Here is an 18,994-nt window from a genome sequence, read left to right as displayed (position 1 = left end):
CCCCCAGGGAGTTCTCGTGACGCGTCTGATCACCATCCTCATCCTTCTCGTCCTGATCGTCGGCGGCGGTCTGTGGTTCCTTTCGACCCTGGACACCGAAAAGCCGCAGACGCGCGTCGAGAAGGTCGTGCCTGGTGACAAGCTTGGGAAGTAAGCCGGCCTGGATCATCGCCGGCCTGCTTGCCACCGCCGCAATCGCGGCGCCGGTATTGAGCCAGAGCGCGCCCGAATCGCTGCTGCCGCCCGGCTTCGGCGATCCCGTGCCCGCACCGTCTCCGACGCCCTCCGCGTCGCCGCGTGCGCGCGCGCCGCAGGATCTGTTGCCGCCTTCCGCCACATCGACGCCCTTGCCGCCGCCACCGGTCACGCTCACCGAAGCGGAAGGCGATGGCGACGACGAGATGGGCAACGTCGCCGATGCGGCGGCCGTCGTGCCGGAAGTCTATGATCTGCCGCCTGCGTTGCGCCGTTCGACCGCCGCTGTCGGTGTGATTTCGCCGACCGAGGGCGGGTTCGGCCGCAATGCCTTTGCCGGCACCGATGGCCGCGTGCTGGTGACCTTGCTCGACCGGCTCGACGCGCCACTGCCGTCGCGCTGGACCTCGATCGTGCTGCGCCGCGCCCTGCTGGGCGAATCGACCACGCCGGCGGGTGTCGACGGGGCCGATTGGGTGGCTGCGCGCGCCTGGCTGCTGCTGCGCATGGGAGAGGCGGATGCCGCGCGCATGCTCGTGCAGAGCGTCGACACCGACCGTTTCACCCCGCGCCTCTACGGTGTCGCGATGCAATCCTCGCTTGCGATCGGCGACCCGGCGGGCATGTGCCGAATCGCCGAGCCGGGTGAACGGCACAGCGGCAAGCCGGCCTGGCCGCTGGCGCGCGCAATGTGTTCTGCGATGGCAGGAGAGTCAGGCCCGGCCGCAGCGATCGTCGAGAATATACGCCGCCGCGGTCGTGCGCGCGGCGTGGATCTGACCTTGGCCGAGAAGGTCGTGGGGGCGGGGGCCAATTCAAGGCGATCGACCACGATCGAATGGGCCGGCATCGATCGGATGACGACGTGGCGCTATGGACTCGCGTCCGCCGTCGCGGTCGATATCCCGCAGAACCTGATAGCGACGATGCCGCTGCACGCGCGCGCCTGGCAGGTTCGTGCGCCGATGCTGTCACCCGCGGCGCGCGCCGCACCGGGGGATATCGCCGCGACGCTTGGCGTTCTTTCGAGCGCCGCGCTCGTCGATCTCTATGGTTCGGTCGGCGAGGCAATGGATTCAAGCGAGTTTTCGGGCAGCCTGCCCGACCTGCTGCGCCTCGCCCATAGCGACGATGTCGCCGGCCGCGTCTCCGCGCTGCGCTCGATCTGGGACGGCAGCGCCGATCCCAACACGAAGTTCGCGCGCCACATCCTCACCGCGCGGGCCGCGGCGCGGATCCCGGTTGATGCCGCCTATGCGGACGATGCCGCGGATCTGATCGGATCGATGCTGACCGCCGGGCTCGATGTGCAGGCGGCGCGCTGGGGCGCGACGGTCGATGCGATGAGCGCGGCCGATGCCGATGCCGCCTGGGCCATGCTCGCGGTCGGCACGCCACGGCCGACGGTGCGGGTCGATGCGGCGCGGGTGAATGCGTTTGCGGGCCGCGCACAAGGCTCGCCGCGCGCGCAGCTGCTGTTCGCCGGGCTGGCGGCGCTGGGGCGGCTGCCGCAGGGCGATATCGACCGGCTCTCTCGCGATCTCGGCGTGCCGCTCAACGCGACCGACCGTTGGACGCGAGCGATCGTCGATGCCGCCAATGCCGGGCGCGGCGGCACCGTCGCGGTGCTCGCCGCGGTCGGCATGCAGACCGGCCGGTGGGAACGCGTGCCTGCGCAGCATCTCTATCACATCGTCGCGGCCCTCCGACGGGTGGGGCGCGAGCCCGAGGCGCGGATGATCGCGGCCGAGGCGATGATGCGCACATGATCGCGGCGGCCGGCGAGGATATCCGTCTCATCGACCGGTTTCTGGAGATGATGGCGGCCGAAGCCGGCGCTGCGCGCAACACGCTGGATGCCTATCGCACCGATCTCAACGGCGCGTCGGCGGTGCTGGAAGGCGCGCTGGCCGGGGCGGGCAAGGACGAACTCGAAAAGCTCGGCGAGGCCTGGATGCCGCTCGCCGCATCGACGGTCGCGCGCAAGGCGGCGGCGCTACGCCGGTTCTTCGCCTTCCTGCACGACGAGGGGCTGCGCGGCGACGACCCATCGCCGGCGCTGCCGCGGCCCGTCACCCGGCGACCCTTGCCCAAGATCCTCGGCCATGGCGAGGTCGACCGGCTGTTCGCCGAGATCTCCCGGCGATTGGCGCTCGATCCGGTGTCGCCGCTGGATCTCCGCCTCGCCGCGCTGGTCGAACTGCTCTACGGATCGGGGCTGCGCGCGACCGAACTGGTCTCGCTGCCGGCGCGAACCGTGACCGGAGATCGGCCTTTCCTGATCCTGCGCGGCAAGGGCGGGCGCGAGCGGCTGGTGCCGATCTCCGATCGCGCGCGTGCCGCGGTGGCGGCATGGAAGCGGCATGTGCCGCCGGACAGCATTTGGCTATTCCCTTCCGGGCGCACGCATCTCAGCCGCGTGCGGCTCTATCAACTGATTCGCGCGCTGGCGGTGAACGCCGGCATCGATCCGACGCGGGTCAGTCCGCATGTGCTGCGCCACGCCTTCGCGACCCATCTTCTGGAAGGTGGCGCCGACCTGCGCGCGGTGCAGACATTGCTCGGCCACGCCGACATCGCGACCACCGAAATCTATACGCATGTCGACAGCCGGCGCCTCGTCGAACTCGTCAACAGCCGCCATCCGCTCGCGGATACGCCCCCGGCACGTGCGACCCGCGTTGACGCGGGCACACCGCACGCCTAACTGCCGCCGCCATGCCCAGCTTCCTCGACTTCGAAAAGCCGGTCGCCGAATTACAGGCGCGCGTCTCCGAACTCCGCGAAACCGCCGAGGCGGGATCGCTAGACATTGCCGGCGAGATTGCCAAGCTCGAGGCAAAGTCAGACCGCCTGCTGCGCGACACCTATGCGAAACTGACCCCGTGGCAGAAAACGCAGGTCGCGCGGCACCCCGAACGCCCGCATTTCCGGCATTATCTGGCGGGAATGATCGAGGATTATGTGCCGCTGGCGGGCGACCGCGCCTTCGCCGACGACCAGGCAATCCTGGGTGGCCTGGGGCGTCTGGGCGGCCGCCGCGTCGTCGTGATCGGCCATGAGAAAGGCGATGATACCGCGTCGCGGCTCAAGCATAATTTCGGGATGGGCAAGCCCGAAGGCTATCGCAAGGCGATTCGCCTCATGGAGCTTGCCGACCGTTTCCGCCTGCCGGTGGTGACCTTGGTCGACACGTCGGGCGCGTTCCCGGGCGTTCAGGCCGAAGAGCGCGGCCAGGCTGAAGCGATCGCGCGGTCGACCGAGACCTGCCTGTCGCTAGGCGTGCCGCTGGTCGCCGCGATCGTCGGCGAGGGCGGCTCGGGCGGCGCGATCGCGCTGGCCGCGGCCAACAGCGTGCTGATGTTCGAACATGCCGTCTATTCGGTAATCTCGCCCGAGGGCTGCGCCTCGATTCTGTGGCGCACCGCCGATCGCGCGGCCGATGCGGCAGAGGCGATGAAGGTGACCGCCGCTGACCTGAAGGGTCTGGGCGTGATCGACGAGATTGTGCCGGAGCCCGCGGGCGGTGCGCATCGCGATCCGGCGGCGGCGATCGCCGCGCTAGGCAACGCGATCGGCGGGGCGTTGGACTCGCTCGGCACGCTCGACGCGGCCGGCCTGCGCAAGCAGCGCCGGACGAAATATCTCGAGATCGGCGGCGTCTGATCGCAGCGCGGCGCTGACCGGCCTTGCCGCCACGCTTCCGGCCCGCCAAAAGCGGCCGACCGGAAGTAGGGAGGCGTAAGTGACCAGGGCTTTCAAGGCGGCGGCGTTCCTCGCATTGCTCGGCTCGGCGGCGGCGGTGCCCGTCGCTTCGCAGTCGGGCCGTGCGGTGTCGATTTCGCAGGCAGACAAGCAGCTTGGCTCGCAGGAGCATCCGAAGATGCTCGCCGAGTTCGGCGGTGCCTACAACGCGCCGCAGGCGGCCTATGTGACGCGCATCGGTCGTAAGATCGCGGTGCAGTCGGGCCTGTCGAACAGCCAGGGCGATTTCACCGTCACATTGCTCAATTCGCCGGTGAACAACGCGTTCGCGATTCCCGGCGGCTATGTCTACATCACCCGGCAGCTCACCGGCCTGATCAATGACGAGGCCGAGCTCGCTTCGGTAATGGGGCATGAGGTAGGCCATGTCGCGGCGCGCCACGCGGCGAAGCGCAATCAGCAGCAGAGCCTCGGCACGCTCGGCACCTTGCTCGGTACCTTGGGGGCGGGGCTGCTGACCGGATCCGACGAGATCGCGCGGATGGCGCAGCAGGTGCTGGGCACCGGCGCGCAGCTCTGGGTGCTCGGCTATTCGCGCAGCCAGGAATATGAGGCCGACGATCTCGGCGTGCGCTATCTCGTCTCCGCCGGCTATGATCCGACCGCCTCGTCGACGATGCTGGCCTCGCTCGCCGCGCAATCGGCGCTCGACCAGAAGCTCGGCCGGGTGCCTGCGCGCTCGGTGCCCACTTGGGCGAGCACGCACCCCGACCCCGCCTCACGCGTGCAGCGCGCGCTGCAGCAGGCGAAGGCGACGGGATCGCGCAGCACGGTGCGCAACCGCGACGCCTATCTGACCGCGCTCGACGGCACGCTCTATGACGATGATCCGCGGCAGGGCGTGATCGAGGGCCGCACCTTTCGCCATCCCGATCTGCGGCTGATGTTCTCGATTCCGCAGGGCTTCACCATGTCCAACGGCACGCAATCGGTGTCGATCGCGGGCAGTGGCGGGCAGGCGCAGTTCAGTTCGGGGCGCTTCTCGGGAGATATGGACGCCTATATCGGCGCCGTGTTCCAGGGTCTTGCCGGGCAGGGCGGCCGGATCAACTATGGCACGCCGCAGCGCACGACGATCAATGGAATTCCGGTGTCCTTCGCCAGCGCGCAGGCCAATACCAATTCGGGGCAGGTCGACGTCACTGTCGTCGCCTATCGTTTCGGCACGTCGAGCGCCTATCATTTCGTCACGCTGACCCCGGTAGGCAACAGCAACCCGTTCAATGCGATGTTCCAGAGCCTGCGGCGGATGAGTGAGGCGGAGGCCAAGGGCGTCCGCCCGCGCCGGATCAGCGTCGTTACGGTGAAGGCGGGTGATAGCAGCGCCAGCCTCGCGCGCCGCATGGCCTATTCGGACGGGCAGCTCGACCGCTTCCTCACGCTCAACGCGCAGCCGGCGAATCGCCCGCTGCGCGTCGGCCAGCGCGTGAAGCTGATCGTCTACGGATGACGGCGGCGCGCGAGCCGCTGATCGTGGTGGCGGTGGCGCTCGTCGACGGCGACGGGCGCGTCCTCGTGCAGAAGCGGCCGGAGGGCAAGCCGATGGCCGGCCTCTGGGAATTTCCGGGCGGCAAGCTGGCGCCGGGCGAGACGCCGGAGGCGGCGCTCGTGCGCGAACTGCACGAGGAACTCGCGATCGATGTCGAGACTGCCTGCCTGGCCCCCGCCTGCTTCGCCAGCGAGGCGCTGGGCGACCGGCACCTGCTGCTGCTGCTCTATGTCTGCCGAAAATGGTCCGGCACGCCGCAGGCGCTCGCCGCCAGCTCCCTCGCATGGGTGCGCACGCCGGAGTTGTACGGGCTGGAGATGCCGCCGGCGGACCTGCCGCTGATCGGGCTGCTCGACGCGTTACTCTGACGGTTTCGGCTTGAGCGCATCCGCGAGCGAGACCCGGCCGCTGCCGCGTCGCGCGGGCTTCGGCTGCGATTCGGCGGGTGCCCAGCCGGAGAGATGGACGATGTCGAACCGCTCGGCGATCTTGCCGTCCGCGTCCGCGGCATTGGCGGCATAGGCGAACAGCGCGGCGAGATCGGTGCGCGACAGCGACGGGGCGCGATCACGCAGCCGGTTGGTCGCCGCCATGCCGCGCAAGTCATGCATCAGCGCAAGCGGTGAGCTGTAGCGCACCGTCACCCGGTCGGTATCGGTGACGGGCATCGCGAAACCCGCGCGCGAGAGCAGGTCGCCAGCGGCACGCACGTCGATCTGCGGATGGATGCGCGCCGCTGCCGGCCCGCCGTCGCCGCTCAGCAGGCCGCTGCGCAAGGTGCCGAGCGTGCCGGCGCCGCAGAAGGCGGCGAGGAACAGGCCGTCGGGCTTGAGCGCTCGCCGTGCCAGCGTGAGTGCGCCGGGCAGGTCGTTGATGCCGTCGAGCAGCCCGACGGAGACGATTAGGTCGAAACTGCCGTCAGCGAAGGGCAGGCGGTCCGCGTCGCACTGGACGCCGCCCGCCGCCCTGGCCGCGGCGAAGCCGGGATCGCAGGCGATGGTCGGAATGCCGCGCGCGCGCAGGCGGGCGGCGAGACGGCCATCGGCTGTGCCGAGGTCGAGCGCGCGGGTGAAGCTGCGGCTGACGAAGTCCAGCCGGTCCTCGATATCTGCCGCCATCCGTTCGAACAGGAAGTCATGCTCGGCGAAACGGGGCAAGGCGCGGTCGCGGCGGCGGCGCCACAGCGCGCGATCGAAGATTTCGGGATCGGTACTCACGCCGCGGCTTGTGCCGGGCGCGGCGCGCGGGAACAAGAGGAAGGTGATCAGCACCGCCCACCTCAGCGCGCCGTTCCGCGCGGCGCTCGATTTCGCGCTGCCGCCGCGCTGCCCCGTGTGCGGCGTGATCGTCACCGATTCGCTGAGCCTGTGCGGGGATTGCTGGGCGAAGCTCGATTTCCTCGATCCGGACAGCGGCTGCGCGACCTGCGGCGCGCCGTTCGAGGATGCCCAGCCGGAGGGGAGCCTGTGTGCGCCCTGCATGGCCGAGCCGCCGCGCCACGACTGGGTCCGTGCGGTGGTCGCCTATGGCGATGTCGCGCAGACGATCGCGATCAAGCTCAAACATGGCCGGCGCGTTGGTCTGGCAGGGCTGATCGCGGGGCTCGCGCGGCGCCTGGTGCCTGCTGACGAAGATTGGCTGCTGGCGCCGGTGCCGCTGCATCGCTGGCGCATCTGGTCGCGCGGCTTCAACCAGTCTGCTCTGATCGCGACGGCGGTTGCGCGTGCGAGTGGTCACCCAGTCGCGCTCGACCTGCTCCATCGCAAGCGGGCGACGCCGATGATGAAGGGCATGGGACGGGCGGCGCGGAAGCGGGTTTTGTCCGGCGCGATCATGCTGGGGCCACGCTGGCCGCGTGCCGCGGTGGCAGGGCGCGCCGTGCTGCTGATCGACGATGTCCATACCAGCGGTGCTACGGCGAATGCGTGCGCAAGCGTCCTCAAGCGCGCCGGCGCGCGGCGGGTGGTGATGCTGTGCTGGGCGCGCGTGCCGCTCGATCCGCATGCAGGATGACCGGCAACGCCTCCATTGACTTTCTCGCTGCAGCGCACCAGTTTTTTGAGCATGGCCACCGTCGAAGTCTACACGAAAATCATGTGCCCCTATTGCACGCGGGCGAAGGCATTGCTCGATCGCAAGGGGGCGACCTTCGAGGAAATCGACATCACGATGGACCGTGACCTGCGCGCGCAGATGATCCAACGCGCCAACGGCCGGATGACGGTGCCGCAGATCTTCATCGATGGAAAGCATATCGGCGGTTCGGACGATCTCGCCGCGCTCGATGCGCGCGGTGGGCTCGACCCGCTGCTCGCCGCCTGAGCCTGGCGATGCGCGCCGCGATATTGCAGATGACGAGCGGCATAACGCCTGCCGCCAATGCCGAGACGATGGTTGCGGCCGTGCATGCCGCGAAAGCGGGCGGCGCGGACATGCTGTTCACGCCCGAAATGTCGGGCCTGCTTGATCGCGATCGCAAGCGCGCCGCGCCGCATCTGGCGGACGAGGCGCAAGACGTGGTGCTGGCGGCGGTGCGTGCCGCCGCGCGCGAGACCGGGCTGTGGGTGCATATCGGGTCGCTGGCGCTGGCGGGCGCGCGCGCCGATGGCCGGCTGGTCAATCGCGGCTTCGTGATCGACGGCGGGGGCGAGATCCGCGCCCGCTACGACAAGATGCACCTGTTCGACGTCGATCTGGCGACGGGAGAGAGCTGGCGCGAATCGGCGGTCTATGGGCCGGGCGCGGGGCCGGTGGCGGCGACGACTCCCTGGGGCGTGGTCGGCATGGCGGTCTGCTACGACCTGCGCTTCCCGGGCCTGTTCAGCGCGCTTTCGGGTGCCGGCGCGGATATCCTGACAGTGCCGGCCGCGTTCACAGTGCCGACCGGCGCGGCGCATTGGCATGTGCTGCTGCGCGCGCGGGCGATCGAGAATGCGGCATTCGTGATCGCGGCCGCGCAGACCGGCACGCATGAGGATGGCCGCGCCACTTATGGCCATTCGGTGGTGATCGATCCCTGGGGGGCGGTGCTGCTCGACATGGCCGACGCCGCCGGGCTGGGCTTCGCAGATCTCGATGTTGCCGGGCGCGCCGACATCCATGCGCGCGTACCGGTGCGCGACCATCGCCGGCCAATCGCCGCGGTCGAGGTCATGCCATGATCGTGTTCGACCTGCGCTGCGACGGCGGCCATGTGTTCGAGGCTTGGTTCGGATCGTCGGGCGATTATGAGGACCAGAAGGCGCGCAAGCTGCTCAACTGCCCGATCTGCGGCGATGCCGCGATCGAGAAGGCGGTGATGGCGCCCAATGTGGGGGCGAAGGGCAATCAGGCGGTGGTCGTGCGGCCGCAGGCGATCGAGGCGGCACTGCCCGCAGCACCCGCGGGGCCTGATGCTGCGCGGGTGAAGCGCGCGCTCGCCGAACTCGCCAAGGCGCAGGAACGGGTGCTGGCAGATTCGGAGTGGGTTGGTCGCGGCTTCGCGCGGGAGGCACGGGCGATTCATGACGGCGACAGCGATCGTCGCAGCATCCATGGCGAAGCCAGCCTGGCCGAGGTCAAGTCGCTGCTGGACGACGGCATCGGCGTGGCGCCGCTGCCCTTGCCGCTGGTTCCTGAAAACAAGCGCAACTGAGCTGCCGAGCGCCCGGCGCGTCCTGATCCGCAGGTCGCGCCCGAAGCCCGAATTCTGCTCAACCGGCGGCGGGTTCGTCAACGCCGGCGATCATGAAGAACCGATAGTCGGCGCCCTTCAGCCGATGCTCGCGCGCCGCCTGATAGTCCGGGCTCTCATACCAGGCCCGCGCCGCCGCCTCGTCGGGAAAGCTCAGGATCACCGCACCCTCGATCGGCGCACCTTCGAGCACGTCGAGCTTGCCGTAGAAGGCGAGCGGCGTGATCGGATGCCCGGCACCGGCCGCCGCTGCGGCGGGGCCATATTTTGCGAATTCTTCCGCATCCGTGGTCTTCTCGCGGGTAGCAACGACATAGACGGTCATCGAGTGCGCTCCTTGCTGGTCTGCGGATGCGGACTATAGGCCGCATTTCAAGTGCTACGCCATGCGCCCGAGGTAGCACAACCTGGTCGGCACGCACGGCGGACGACCCGACAATTGCGAAGTTCGCACCTTAACTAGGGCGATCCCGACGTCGATGAACGCGATTGCCCTGACGCGCATGTTGCTGCGTGAACGACCGGCCTTGCTGCGCCTCGCGCGCAGGACCGTGGGTGACGTGCCAGCGGCCGAGACGTGACGCAGACGCTCTGGTTGCGGATCCAGCGCATCGAGGATGATCCGCCGATCCTCGACAAGCGCGCCTTCCTCCACCGCCTCGCGGTCGACCTCGCGACGGATCGGATGCGGGCGGATCGGCGCCATGACGCCCTATTCCAGGGCCGCGAACACGTGGATGACGTGCCTATCGACGCTCCGTCCGCCGAGTGCGGCTTGCTCGATCGCGAGCAGTTGTCGTGACTGACGCGTGCGGCCGCAGGATTGAGCCCGCGTTGCCGCGAAGCCTTCCTGCTGCGCAAGATGAAGGACGTGCCGGTCCGCGAAACTTGCGAGCTCCTCGGCGTTTCCCACAATATGCCCGCCGGGTACATGGATAACGCCCTGATCGCGCGAACAGCATCAGCTTCTTTTCCTTTTTGCCGGCCAGCACCAGCCCGATTTCCTCGGCCTTGACGGTCAGGACGTCGCCCTAGGCGTTGAGCGGCGGATCCGCGCTGAAGCCGTGTATGTGCTCCATGTCCACGCGCGCGGCTATGTTGCGCGATTGGAGGTCGGTCCATGTCGGAGATCCAGCTGCGCTCGATCTTGCGGCCATCGACGGTCGCACGCGCGTTCAACGGCGACGCGGAAGAACTTGGACTGCTTTGCCATGGTCGGTGGGCTCCGGTTGCTTCTGTGGCGCGCGCGGGGCCTATCGCCGGGCAGAAGGGACCGAGAGGGGGCGAAGTCGCAACGCCGGCATGTTGTGTCGGCGGCGAATACAACGGCGATACCCCCGCCGACCAGTAGCAAGACGGCGGATCGATCGAGCTTCATCCATGTTATAGAAGGATACGAGCATGAGGTGAGAGCGATGCGGCTCGGATGTGAATTGAAGCAAGAGACAGCCCCCCTTCATGGGGCTCTGTCACGTATGCAGGATCTTTCGGACGAAGATCGTGCGGCGTTGTTATCGCTCCAATTTCGCAGGGAGCAGCATGAGCGCGGCAAACATCTTACCTGGGATAATCAAGCGGTAGCCGAGTGTCGCGTGGTTCTGGACGGCTTTGTCGTTCGGTCAAAGGTGTCGCCCGAAGGCGCTCGGCAGATTCTGGGTGTTCACATGAGCGGAGATTGGGTCGACCTCCACAACAGTCTGCTCCACGTGGCTGATCATGATCTGGTGACCCTGACACCAGCAGTCACCGCCAGCGTCGATAGGGCTTCCTTGCTATCGTTAATCAAGGAGCGGCCCGGAATCATGCAGGCGCTGTGGACAGAAACGTTAATCGATGCAGCGATCTCGAGGACGTGGCTTTACAATATGGGCTGCCAATCGGTCAGCAAACGACTGGCGCACCTGCTCTGCGAACTCAGGGTGCGCGAAGCCGACTCTGGTGTCGTGGTCGGTAACGCTTTCGTTTTGCCCTTCAACCAAGCCGAATTGGCAGAAGCCATTGGCGCGACATTCGTCCACTTGAATCGAACGCTTCACACCATGCAGCTTAAAGGTTGGATAGCGCTCGATCGGGGCAAAACGATTGTGAAGGATTGGCTTCGGCTGGAGGAGTTGGCCGACTTCAATGAAGGCTATCTGCACCGGCATCGCGCGAGGATGACGAAAAACTGATCGTCAGGCGGACGGTGCAGAGGGTGGTTTCGGACTCGTCTGCAATCTCGATGTGGCCATCGTACGAGCCAATTGTGTGATGCGCCACCACCCCGGCGATGTCTGCCAAGCTCCTGGCAGCAGCGCGTTTTGCGGCCTGAAGGTTTTCCATCCGGCTTCCTACCGGATCGCGATAAACGTCATCACGCTCGAACAAGTGAAAGAAAAACAGCGGCATAGCGCGTCTCCACCGCCTCGGCATTAGCCGAAGCCGTGCGTGCGCATCCTATCATATGTTGGTTGTCTCTGAGGTGATCGCCGCAATTAACCTTTGTTCTGTCCGAAGCGGATACAATAGGCTGGTGCCATTATGATCATTGTGGCGGACTAGCGTCCGCCCCCATGCTCCTGAGCCCTGATGATAATGTGACCTTCTTCGACGCGCGCCGTGAGGCGCGCAGTCTCTATTGGCGCAGCTGGGCGATCACCCAGATCGCGGAGGAACCGAAGCTCAAGCGGGCCACCGTCGAATCCTGAAAGCAACGCGACAAATGGGACCGGGCGCCACCGGTGTGCCGGTGCGAGGATATCGTTAAGGTTCGCTACCAGATGCTGGTGGACAAAGAGAACACGCCGCACGACTTCACGAAGATCGACCTGCTCGGCCGCCAGCTAGAGCGGCTGCATCGGTGCCGGAAATATCGCGAGACCGGCAACGAGGTCGACCTCAACCCGAACATCGAGGCGCGCAATGCAGGGCCAAAGAAGAAGCGGCGCAAGAACCACCTGACGCCGGAACAGATCGACGCGCTACGCGAAGATCTCGAGGCCGGCATGTTCGGCTATCAGCACACCTGGGGGGCGCGCGGGACGATGTGCAATTTCGTCGACGGCGCGACGTCGATGTTCCCCTTCCCGATCATGGCGCGCACGCGGTCGACTCGTTCAAGAAGTGGCGGGGTATGACGGGTTCGCGCGGTGGCCGTTCGGTGATCGCAGGTGCGGATCGGCGATGATCGGGGGAGTTGCACCGGTCCCCATGATCATTGGCAGGGCTGCCCATGGCGGATCGCAGCGCGTTTCGCCGCCAAGCCGGCAACTCTTTCAGGCTTCAAGTGTTAACATATATTAGCGAAGCTGAAGGTGGTGGGAGCCCGCACGCGACGCCCAGTCAAGCTGTGGGATGATGCTGCCATATGGGGAAAAATGACGACATGGGTTGCGTCGGCGTGCTGACGCAGGCGAGAGCGCTGATGGTGGAAGCGCTGCGGTTGCTGGATGGCATAAACGCCTTGGCGCCAGGCGCGCACCTCGATCTTGCCATACATGCGGTCGATCAAATGCTCGGCTATCCCCCGGCGAATGGTCCTGAGCATTGACCGGGGCGCGGCAGGCCACGACGCCTAACCGGAGCCTGCCAGCCTGAGCACGTTCATATGCCGCGAGATTCCGATGGAACGGCCATATTGTGCCGCCCCTTGTGCCGACACAAACCGTAGCCGTTTGCGCGTTCTGCGCGTTTAATCGGCCGAGAATGCTGGGGTTCTGGTGCCCCGGGAGAGACTCGAACTCCCGACCTGCGGTTTAGGAAACCGTTGCTCTGTCCTGCTGAGCTACCGGGGCTTGAGCAACGCGTTATGCGGCCCGGGGCGCGGGGTCAATCGGTTCGATGTTGTGTTGGCTAACAGGGCTAGCTTTCGGCTCAGCTGTCATATTTGTCGGCGCGACGCTTGCCGAACAGCAGATTGCGTTCCAGCCGGCCGCGCAACGCCGCATAATAGGCGCTCAGGAAGTCGTAATCATGGGCATAGCCGTGCCAGCCGATCTTGTGCTGAATCGTCTCGGCGACCGTGGCCATCGCCTCCGGATCGTTGCGGCGAAGCACATTTTCCAGCGTCTGCAGTTCGAATACACCATAGGCATCGAGCTGCTCGTCGGTGAAGTCGAAGCGGTTCTGGTTGCGCTCGGCCTCCGCGACGAGGTTGCGGCCCAGCTTCGCGCGGCGCGCCTCGACCACCCAGGTGCCCGCGATCATGTCGCCCGCGCGCAACCGATCGCGGTTGAACAGCGGGAAGAAGGCGAACAGCAGCGCCCAGCCGAGCCCGACCAAGGTTGCCGCTGCGGAGGAATTGTCCTCGGCCGCCTGATAGCCGAGGAAGGAGAGGGGGAGGAAAATCTCGATCTCGCGCAGCAGGTTACGCGCGATCACCGCGTCGCCGGTCAGCCGGCCGCCGTCGCGTGCAACCACGCGGATGCCGGTCATCCGCTTGCCCGGCGTCGCCGCGCGCTCGCTCAGCTCGAACGCGATGAAATAGCCGTTGCGCAGCAGAAAGAAGCCCAGCAGCCAGACTATGCCGGCATATTCGACCTTCTGGAACCCGAAGGCAGCCAGCAGCGCGCCGACCAGCGCGGAAAACAGCAGCAGCGTGACGATCATGATCACCGCGTCGATCATGAATGCGCCGGAGCGCTGGCCTCCGGTGGCGATCACCAGCTTGAGGTCGATGCCCTCGGGCGTGACGAACGGGCGCTCGAACTTCGCGCGGGGCTTGAAGCGGCTAGCCATGGTGGCGCCGCCGCGGCAGGTAGAAATAGACGCACCACAGGGTCAGCATGATGCCGGCGATGGTGAAGCGGGCAACGTCCGACACGATCGTCTGGCGGCCGATGCCTTCGAGCAACCCGGCGGCGAACAGCATGATGACGACGCCGATCATAGCATTGGCGCCGATCCGCCCCGCCTCGGTCGCCGCCGCCATGCGTGACTGCGCGCCGGGAAAGGCGATCCGTGCGCCGAGGCGAAACCCTGCGGCGCCTGCGATCAGGATCGCGAACAGCTCGGTGGTGCCATGGATCATCAGCCAGGCGGTGAAGGGAATGGCGAGGCCATGCGGCGCATAGACCGCATAGAAGGCGCCGAGGATCGCGCCATTGTAGATCAGCAGCAGCGCGCTGGGCAGGCCGAAGGCAAAGCCCAGCGCGAAGCTGAAGATCGAGACCTGCGCGTTGTGGGTGAACAGCGCGGTGGCAAAGAAGCCGAGTCCATCCTTGAAGCCACTTTGCTCATAGAGCCCCGCACGCAGCGACGCGGCGGTGGCGGCGGGATCGCGCCCTTGCGCCATGTCTGCACCGACGATGCCGTAGAACCATTGCGGCTGGCCGCGGACGAGCAGATAGGCGGCGAGGATGCCCGCGAATGTCAGCGCGAGCGCGATCAGCGTCTCCCGCCACAGAGAACGCACCGCCGCCGGCCAGTCATGCGCGAAGAACAAGGCGAGCCGCGCGCCGAGCCCCTGGCGGGCGCCATAGACGATGAAATAAGCCCGGGTGCAGAGCCCTTCGAGATAGTCGATGAGCTGGGCGTCGAGCGACGTCTCGCGCGCCACCGACAGCGACGACAATGTGGAGCGGTAGAGCACCGGCAGCGCGAGCAATTCGTCGTCGGACAAACGGGACGGCGATCGGCGTTCGATGTCATTGAGCAATCGTTCCAGCCGGCCCCAGCCTTCCTCGCGCTCCTCGCGGAAGCGCCTCGTGCTGAAGCTCAGCGTTGCGGGGTCGCGCGTCCTCATATCAGGTTCCGCCGCTTGATCATCAGATAGCCGTCGAGCAGCCGCGTGCTGATCCGGTCGTGCGGCGCCTCGACGACATGCACGCCAAGCCGGCGGAGGCGGGCGGTGACGATGCGGCGTTCGCGCAGAAGCGCCGCGGCGGTGATCGCACGCGCGACGTCGGCGGGTTCCTCGGGTACTCTACTCGCATAATCCTCAAGCTCGGCATCCTGCATGGCGACGAAGAGCACGATATGGCGTTCAAGCAGGCGACCGACCGCGCGCACCATCAGCTCGGCGCTGGTCGGGTCGGAGAAATCGGTGAAGACGATGATCAGCGAGCGCCGATCAAGCCGCGCCGCCAGCGTCGACAGCGCCAGCGTGTAATTGGTTTCCTCATGCGCATAGTCGATGCGCGCGGCATGGTGCTGGAGCGCGGCGAAGCTGTGCGCGCCGCTCATCGCAGCCGAGGCGAGCTGCGGCCGCGCGGCGAAGCCGAACAGGCTCACCCGATCGCCGACCTTGAGCGCGACATAGGCGGTGAGCAGCGCAGCGGAAACGGCGCGGTCCAGCCGCGGGACGCCGGCCAGCGGCTCGACCATGCCGCGCCCCGAATCGATTGCCAGCACGATCTGGTTGTTGCGTTCGGTGCGGAACTCCTTGGCGAGCAGTTCGCCATGGCGCGCCGACTGCTTCCAGTCGATCGCGCGCCGGTCCATGCCGGGGGCGAACTCGACCAGCGACTGGAACTCGCTGCCTTCGCCACGGTCGAGCCGCGCCATCAATCCGTGCAGGGCATCGCGCATGAACAGGCGCACGCCGTCCTCGCGCACCGGGCGCACATCGGGGGTGATCAGCACCTCCCGGTCGATCGCCTCCGCGCGCTGTTTCCAGACGAGCCCCAACATGCCCTGCCAGCGCAGCCACAGCGCAGCGATGGCTGCGGGTCCGCGCCGCGCCGCGACGAAATCCAGCCGCGCGGTCGCGCGGCCATCGGCTACCACGATCGGCGCGGTCGCCCGGCCGCCGGCATCGAACCGCTCGTCGACATCGAGGGCCACCTGTGCGTGCGGCAGGCGCACCTGCGCCATCGGAAAGCCGACCTCCACGGGAAAACTTTCCCCCACCGCGATCGCGCGCGGATGGCTGACCGCGGGCTCGACGGCGCCGGGGGCAATGCCCGCGACGGCATCGAACAGGATCAGCACCAGCGCGATACCGATCCACACTAGGCCGGCATACCAGAGGTCCGGCCGCACGACACCGATCAGCAGCGCGATCGGCGCGCCGGCGCCGACCAATGCGACCGCACGGGCGGTGGGATAAATCAACGCGGCGCCTCGATCCGTTCGATCAGGCTGGCGATGACCTGCTCGACGAGGCGGCCATCGATCTCAGCCGCGGGAGACAGCGCCACACGGTGCCGCAGCACGGCGGGGGCGAGCAGCTTAACATCGTCGGGCACGACATATTCTCGTCCGTCGAGCGCGGCGCGGGCGCGGGCGGCACCCGCCAGCATCGTCGCGGCGCGTGGCGAGGCGCCGGTTTCAAGGTCGGCGGTCTCGCGGGTCGCGCGCACGAGGGCCACGACATAGTCGATGACGCTGTCCACCAGCCGGACCTGGCCGACCGCCTCGACGGCCTCGGCGATGTGGCCCGCATCCGCCACCGGCTCGATGCCGAACTGTTCGGGCCTGGGCATGCCGGATCGCGCGCCGTGCGCGGCGACGATGCGGCGCTCCTCGGCGGCAGAGGGATAATCGACCGTCAGCTTGAACAGGAAGCGGTCGAGCTGCGCCTCGGGCAGCGGATAGACGCCCTGCTGCTCGATCGGGTTCTGCGTTGCGACGACTGTGAAGCGCGGGGAAAGCGCCAGCGTCTCGCCATCGATCGTCACCGCGCGTTCCTGCATCGCCTCCAGCAGCGCCGCCTGCGTCTTGGGCGGGGTGCGGTTGATCTCGTCCGCCAGCAGCAATTCGCAGAACACCGGGCCGCGGGTGAGCGTGAAGGCGCTGGTCTGGAAGTTGAACAGGTTGGAGCCGAGAATGTCGCCCGGCATGAGATCCGGCGTGAATTGGATGCGCCCGAAATCCAGCGCGACGCTGCGCGCAAAACATTGCGAAAGCAGGGTCTTGGCAGTTCCCGGCGGGCCTTCCAGCAGCACATGGCCGGCGGAGAACAGCGCGATCAGCATGAAATCGATCGTTTCGTGCTGGCCGACCACGGCCTTGCCGATCTCACGCTGGATGCGCTGGCCCAGCGCCCTGACCTCAACGATGTCCACGCGTCACTTCCTTTCGCCAGTCATGCAGCGCACGCGCGGCGCGCACCAGTTCGTTGCGGGTTCGCGCCGCGATCGCGCGACCCGCCAGATCGCTCCAGCGCTCGCCGTGCAGCGGGCCGAGGCGATCGAGATAATTGTCGATCTGCTCGATCGAGAGGTCGGCGGGCACCCCCACCGCATGCGCCACCGCGTCCCGCGTCAGCGCGACATAGCGCTCGCCGCCGCGATGCTCATGCCCCGCGCGGCGCAGCAGGTCGGCGCTGTTGTCGAGCAGCGCCTTCTTGCCGAATGCGATCGCACGCGCTTCCGCCAGCGCCGGCCCGAAGCGAACGAGCGCGTGCAAGCCTGCCAGCAGCGCGGCGGCGAACAGGCACAATGTGACGGCGAGGAAGGGCGGCTCGAACGCGAGCTTGAGCAGATTGGGCGAGCGGCCATAGCCGGGCACGGTGACGTCGAACGAGATCGTGCCCGGATCGTCGGGGTTGAGCGCCCACAGCATCGCCAGCGCGGCGCGGGCGCTGCGAGGATCCTTGAGCGCGAGATTGTCGGCGAGGTCGGGGTCAGCCAGCACATAGACCGAAGCGATATCGGATGGCAGCCGGGCGAGCATCGCGCCGCCGGCGGGATCGGCGACGATCGTCTCCAGCCCGCCGCCGCTGATCGCCTGGCCGCGCCGGGGCAGCACGAAATCGACGCCCGCGTCGGACCAGCGCGCCACCGGCCGGCGCGTCCGCACCGGTTGCGTGACCTTGATGTCCTTCACAACCTCCTTGAGCGTCGCCGCCACCTGATCGGGGTCGCCCACGCCCACCGCCTGCACCCAGGCGCGGTTCTTCGGATCGGGCCGGGTCAGCCATTTGGGCAGGATGATCAAGGTCGGGCCGGAATCGCCGGTGCTGCGTTCATTCACCAGCTCGGCGATCTTCGACGCGTCCTGCGGGCCTTGCGGGGTCAGCACGAGCAGGTCGAGATCCTCGACCTCTTCCTTGTCGCGGATCAGATAGGATGATCCGCCGGCTTCCTCGTTGAGCCGGAACAGGCCGCGAAACCCGGTCGCCGCGACCGACATCGCGTGCATGCCGCCGTCGCGGCCGGTGCGCATGTCGGGGCCGTAGGCGGTCAGCAGCAGATAGGCGAGGAAGCCGATGATGCCGGCGCCCAGCAGCGCGGCGAGCGCGCGGCGCGAGAAGGGCTGGATCGTGTCGCGACGGCTCACAACCTTGCCCCCCGTCCCCAATCCTGATCGAACGCGAAGGATTCATAGGCTTCGCGGCAGGTGCGCCAACCCTCCGCATCGAGCCCGCGCGCGGCGAAATGGCTGGCCTCCACGTGCCCCGCGATCAGCGCGAACGCGCGGCGCGCGGTGGGCGGCAGCGCGTCGGCACGGGCGATCTCGCGCGATGTCAGCGCGGGGCGGACGAAATCCGGTTTGCGCGTCTGGATATCCTCGATGCTCCGCCACAGCAGCAGGCGGGCGGCGTCGGCGAAATCGCCCGCGGCGGCCAGCGCTTCGGCCTCACGCAGCAATTCGCGCGCGGCCGCCTCTTCGGGCCGCCAGTCCGGCGCGATGGCCTGCTTGGCTTCGCGCGGGGCCGACCAGCGCTGCTGCACGAACCGCACCAGCAGATAGAGCAAGGCGAGTACCGCGACGACGACGACCGTCCAGAACAGGAAGCGCACGAACGGCCCGGCCGAACCGAGCGATTCGAACAGGTTCTTCAGCCATTCAGGTGGCGGGGAGGGGGGATCGATGTGCGGGAAATCGTACTGGATCGACGAATCGCCGCGAACCGCCTTGTGCGCGGCTTCGAAGGTCGCATCGTCGATCGCGGGCGGCGCCATGTTTGCCGCTCCGTCGGCGTCGACCGCCGGTCCCGTCGTCATCAC

General features: G+C 67.4%; 25 protein-coding genes and 1 tRNA gene. 15 read left to right on the top strand and 11 right to left on the bottom strand.

Going from position 1 to position 18,994, the window contains the following annotated elements; translation table 11 throughout:
* Nucleotides 1-16 precede the first annotated feature (16 nt).
* The 6 genes from FHS96_RS06890 (at nucleotide 17) to FHS96_RS06865 (ending at nucleotide 5,817) form a co-directional block, all read left to right on the top strand.
* On the top strand, nucleotides 17-154 hold the full coding sequence (locus FHS96_RS06890; protein WP_429588732.1) for a hypothetical protein: 138 nt from the start codon (nucleotides 17-19) through the stop codon (nucleotides 152-154).
* Nucleotides 144-1,964 carry a hypothetical protein gene (locus FHS96_RS06885; RefSeq protein ID WP_429588731.1) on the top strand — a complete coding sequence of 607 codons (1,821 nt, stop codon included), beginning with the start codon at nucleotides 144-146 and terminating at the stop codon, nucleotides 1,962-1,964. The genes FHS96_RS06890 and FHS96_RS06885 overlap by 11 nt, the downstream gene beginning before the upstream one ends.
* Complete coding sequence (locus tag FHS96_RS06880; RefSeq protein ID WP_429588730.1) at nucleotides 1,961-2,902, top strand: tyrosine recombinase; 942 nt, start codon at nucleotides 1,961-1,963, stop codon at nucleotides 2,900-2,902. Before FHS96_RS06885 ends, FHS96_RS06880 begins: the two co-directional genes overlap by 4 nt.
* 11 nt (nucleotides 2,903-2,913) lie before the next feature.
* Complete coding sequence (locus tag FHS96_RS06875) at nucleotides 2,914-3,861, top strand: acetyl-CoA carboxylase carboxyltransferase subunit alpha (protein WP_429588729.1); 948 nt, start codon at nucleotides 2,914-2,916, stop codon at nucleotides 3,859-3,861.
* 79 nt (nucleotides 3,862-3,940) lie between these two features.
* Complete coding sequence (locus FHS96_RS06870) at nucleotides 3,941-5,410, top strand: M48 family metalloprotease (protein WP_429588728.1); 1,470 nt, start codon at nucleotides 3,941-3,943, stop codon at nucleotides 5,408-5,410.
* Complete coding sequence (locus FHS96_RS06865; protein WP_429588727.1) at nucleotides 5,407-5,817, top strand: (deoxy)nucleoside triphosphate pyrophosphohydrolase; 411 nt, start codon at nucleotides 5,407-5,409, stop codon at nucleotides 5,815-5,817. Before FHS96_RS06870 ends, FHS96_RS06865 begins: the two co-directional genes overlap by 4 nt.
* Here FHS96_RS06865 and FHS96_RS06860 read toward each other — a convergent pair.
* The gene (locus FHS96_RS06860; protein WP_429589664.1) at nucleotides 5,809-6,714 is read right to left on the bottom strand and encodes a class I SAM-dependent methyltransferase; all 906 of its coding nucleotides are present in this window, start codon (nucleotides 6,712-6,714) and stop codon (nucleotides 5,809-5,811) included. The genes FHS96_RS06865 and FHS96_RS06860 overlap by 9 nt on opposite strands.
* Here FHS96_RS06860 and FHS96_RS06855 point away from each other — a divergent pair.
* Genes FHS96_RS06855 through FHS96_RS06840 form a run of 4 tightly spaced genes read left to right on the top strand, consistent with a single transcriptional unit; the run spans nucleotide 6,710 to nucleotide 9,083 of the window.
* Nucleotides 6,710-7,462, top strand: coding sequence for a double zinc ribbon domain-containing protein (locus tag FHS96_RS06855; RefSeq protein WP_429588726.1), 753 nt, complete (start codon nucleotides 6,710-6,712; stop codon nucleotides 7,460-7,462). The genes FHS96_RS06860 and FHS96_RS06855 overlap by 5 nt on opposite strands.
* Before the next feature lie 51 nt (nucleotides 7,463-7,513).
* Nucleotides 7,514-7,771: a glutaredoxin 3 gene (gene grxC / locus FHS96_RS06850; RefSeq protein WP_429588725.1), complete on the top strand. Its 258-nt coding sequence runs from the start codon at nucleotides 7,514-7,516 to the stop codon at nucleotides 7,769-7,771.
* Nucleotides 7,772-7,779: 8 nt separating this feature from the next.
* Nucleotides 7,780-8,610, top strand: a complete 831-nt coding sequence (locus FHS96_RS06845; RefSeq protein ID WP_429588724.1) for a carbon-nitrogen hydrolase family protein — start codon at nucleotides 7,780-7,782, stop codon at nucleotides 8,608-8,610.
* On the top strand, nucleotides 8,607-9,083 hold the full coding sequence (locus FHS96_RS06840; protein ID WP_429588723.1) for a DUF1178 family protein: 477 nt from the start codon (nucleotides 8,607-8,609) through the stop codon (nucleotides 9,081-9,083). The genes FHS96_RS06845 and FHS96_RS06840 overlap by 4 nt, the downstream gene beginning before the upstream one ends.
* Before the next feature lie 58 nt (nucleotides 9,084-9,141).
* Here FHS96_RS06840 and FHS96_RS06835 read toward each other — a convergent pair whose 3' ends face one another.
* Both FHS96_RS06835 and FHS96_RS06830 read right to left on the bottom strand, forming a co-directional pair.
* A complete protein-coding gene (locus tag FHS96_RS06835; RefSeq protein ID WP_429588722.1) occupies nucleotides 9,142-9,447 on the bottom strand; it encodes a DUF1330 domain-containing protein in 306 nt (101 codons plus the stop codon).
* Nucleotides 9,448-9,501: 54 nt separating this feature from the next.
* Nucleotides 9,502-9,828, bottom strand: a complete 327-nt coding sequence (locus FHS96_RS06830; protein WP_429588721.1) for a hypothetical protein — start codon at nucleotides 9,826-9,828, stop codon at nucleotides 9,502-9,504.
* Nucleotides 9,829-9,945: 117 nt separating this feature from the next.
* Here FHS96_RS06830 and FHS96_RS06825 point away from each other — a divergent pair, with 117 nt between their 5' ends.
* Nucleotides 9,946-10,137 (top strand): sigma factor-like helix-turn-helix DNA-binding protein, encoded by a 192-nt coding sequence (locus FHS96_RS06825; protein ID WP_429588720.1) that lies wholly within the window; start codon nucleotides 9,946-9,948, stop codon nucleotides 10,135-10,137.
* 460 nt (nucleotides 10,138-10,597) lie between these two features.
* Nucleotides 10,598-11,293 carry a Crp/Fnr family transcriptional regulator gene (locus FHS96_RS06820; RefSeq protein ID WP_429588719.1) on the top strand — a complete coding sequence of 232 codons (696 nt, stop codon included), beginning with the start codon at nucleotides 10,598-10,600 and terminating at the stop codon, nucleotides 11,291-11,293.
* Here the strand turns inward: FHS96_RS06820 and FHS96_RS06815 are convergent.
* Nucleotides 11,244-11,510 (bottom strand): DUF6894 family protein, encoded by a 267-nt coding sequence (locus FHS96_RS06815; RefSeq protein ID WP_429588718.1) that lies wholly within the window; start codon nucleotides 11,508-11,510, stop codon nucleotides 11,244-11,246. The two genes, FHS96_RS06820 and FHS96_RS06815, sit on opposite strands and share 50 nt — an antisense overlap.
* A 164-nt stretch (nucleotides 11,511-11,674) precedes the next feature.
* Here FHS96_RS06815 and FHS96_RS06810 point away from each other — a divergent pair, with 164 nt between their 5' ends.
* The 3 genes from FHS96_RS06810 (at nucleotide 11,675) to FHS96_RS06800 (ending at nucleotide 12,651) form a co-directional block, all read left to right on the top strand.
* The gene (locus FHS96_RS06810) at nucleotides 11,675-11,809 is read left to right on the top strand and encodes a terminase gpP N-terminus-related DNA-binding protein (RefSeq protein WP_429588717.1); all 135 of its coding nucleotides are present in this window, start codon (nucleotides 11,675-11,677) and stop codon (nucleotides 11,807-11,809) included.
* Between the two features lie 72 nt (nucleotides 11,810-11,881).
* Complete coding sequence (locus tag FHS96_RS06805; RefSeq protein WP_429588716.1) at nucleotides 11,882-12,238, top strand: hypothetical protein; 357 nt, start codon at nucleotides 11,882-11,884, stop codon at nucleotides 12,236-12,238.
* Between the two features lie 230 nt (nucleotides 12,239-12,468).
* Nucleotides 12,469-12,651 carry a hypothetical protein gene (locus tag FHS96_RS06800; RefSeq protein ID WP_429588715.1) on the top strand — a complete coding sequence of 61 codons (183 nt, stop codon included), beginning with the start codon at nucleotides 12,469-12,471 and terminating at the stop codon, nucleotides 12,649-12,651.
* A 167-nt stretch (nucleotides 12,652-12,818) separates the two neighbouring features.
* On the opposite strand, the gene FHS96_RS06795 is transcribed toward FHS96_RS06800, so the two are convergent.
* The 7 genes from FHS96_RS06795 to FHS96_RS06765 form a co-directional block, all read right to left on the bottom strand.
* Nucleotides 12,819-12,895: transfer RNA gene (locus FHS96_RS06795), tRNA-Arg, on the bottom strand.
* Between the two features lie 79 nt (nucleotides 12,896-12,974).
* Nucleotides 12,975-13,838, bottom strand: a complete 864-nt coding sequence (locus FHS96_RS06790; protein WP_429588714.1) for an RDD family protein — start codon at nucleotides 13,836-13,838, stop codon at nucleotides 12,975-12,977.
* Nucleotides 13,831-14,844 (bottom strand): stage II sporulation protein M, encoded by a 1,014-nt coding sequence (locus tag FHS96_RS06785; protein WP_429588713.1) that lies wholly within the window; start codon nucleotides 14,842-14,844, stop codon nucleotides 13,831-13,833. The genes FHS96_RS06790 and FHS96_RS06785 overlap by 8 nt, the downstream gene beginning before the upstream one ends.
* Nucleotides 14,841-16,154 (bottom strand): DUF58 domain-containing protein, encoded by a 1,314-nt coding sequence (locus FHS96_RS06780; RefSeq protein WP_429588712.1) that lies wholly within the window; start codon nucleotides 16,152-16,154, stop codon nucleotides 14,841-14,843. Before FHS96_RS06780 ends, FHS96_RS06785 begins: the two co-directional genes overlap by 4 nt.
* A complete protein-coding gene (locus FHS96_RS06775; protein WP_429588711.1) occupies nucleotides 16,151-17,107 on the bottom strand; it encodes an AAA family ATPase in 957 nt (318 codons plus the stop codon). The genes FHS96_RS06780 and FHS96_RS06775 overlap by 4 nt, the downstream gene beginning before the upstream one ends.
* Complete coding sequence (locus tag FHS96_RS06770; protein WP_429588710.1) at nucleotides 17,094-18,323, bottom strand: hypothetical protein; 1,230 nt, start codon at nucleotides 18,321-18,323, stop codon at nucleotides 17,094-17,096. The genes FHS96_RS06775 and FHS96_RS06770 overlap by 14 nt, the downstream gene beginning before the upstream one ends.
* Nucleotides 18,320-18,991 carry a DUF4129 domain-containing protein gene (locus tag FHS96_RS06765; protein WP_429588709.1) on the bottom strand — a complete coding sequence of 224 codons (672 nt, stop codon included), beginning with the start codon at nucleotides 18,989-18,991 and terminating at the stop codon, nucleotides 18,320-18,322. Before FHS96_RS06765 ends, FHS96_RS06770 begins: the two co-directional genes overlap by 4 nt.
* Nucleotides 18,992-18,994: the final 3 nt, after the last annotated feature.

The sequence above is a fragment of the Sphingomonas zeicaulis genome (assembly GCF_050433225.1).
Classification (GTDB): Bacteria; Pseudomonadota; Alphaproteobacteria; order Sphingomonadales; family Sphingomonadaceae; genus Sphingomonas_D; species Sphingomonas_D zeicaulis.
The sequence above is the reverse complement of the archived record's forward strand: the minus strand, read 5'-3'. Positions and strand labels throughout refer to the sequence as shown.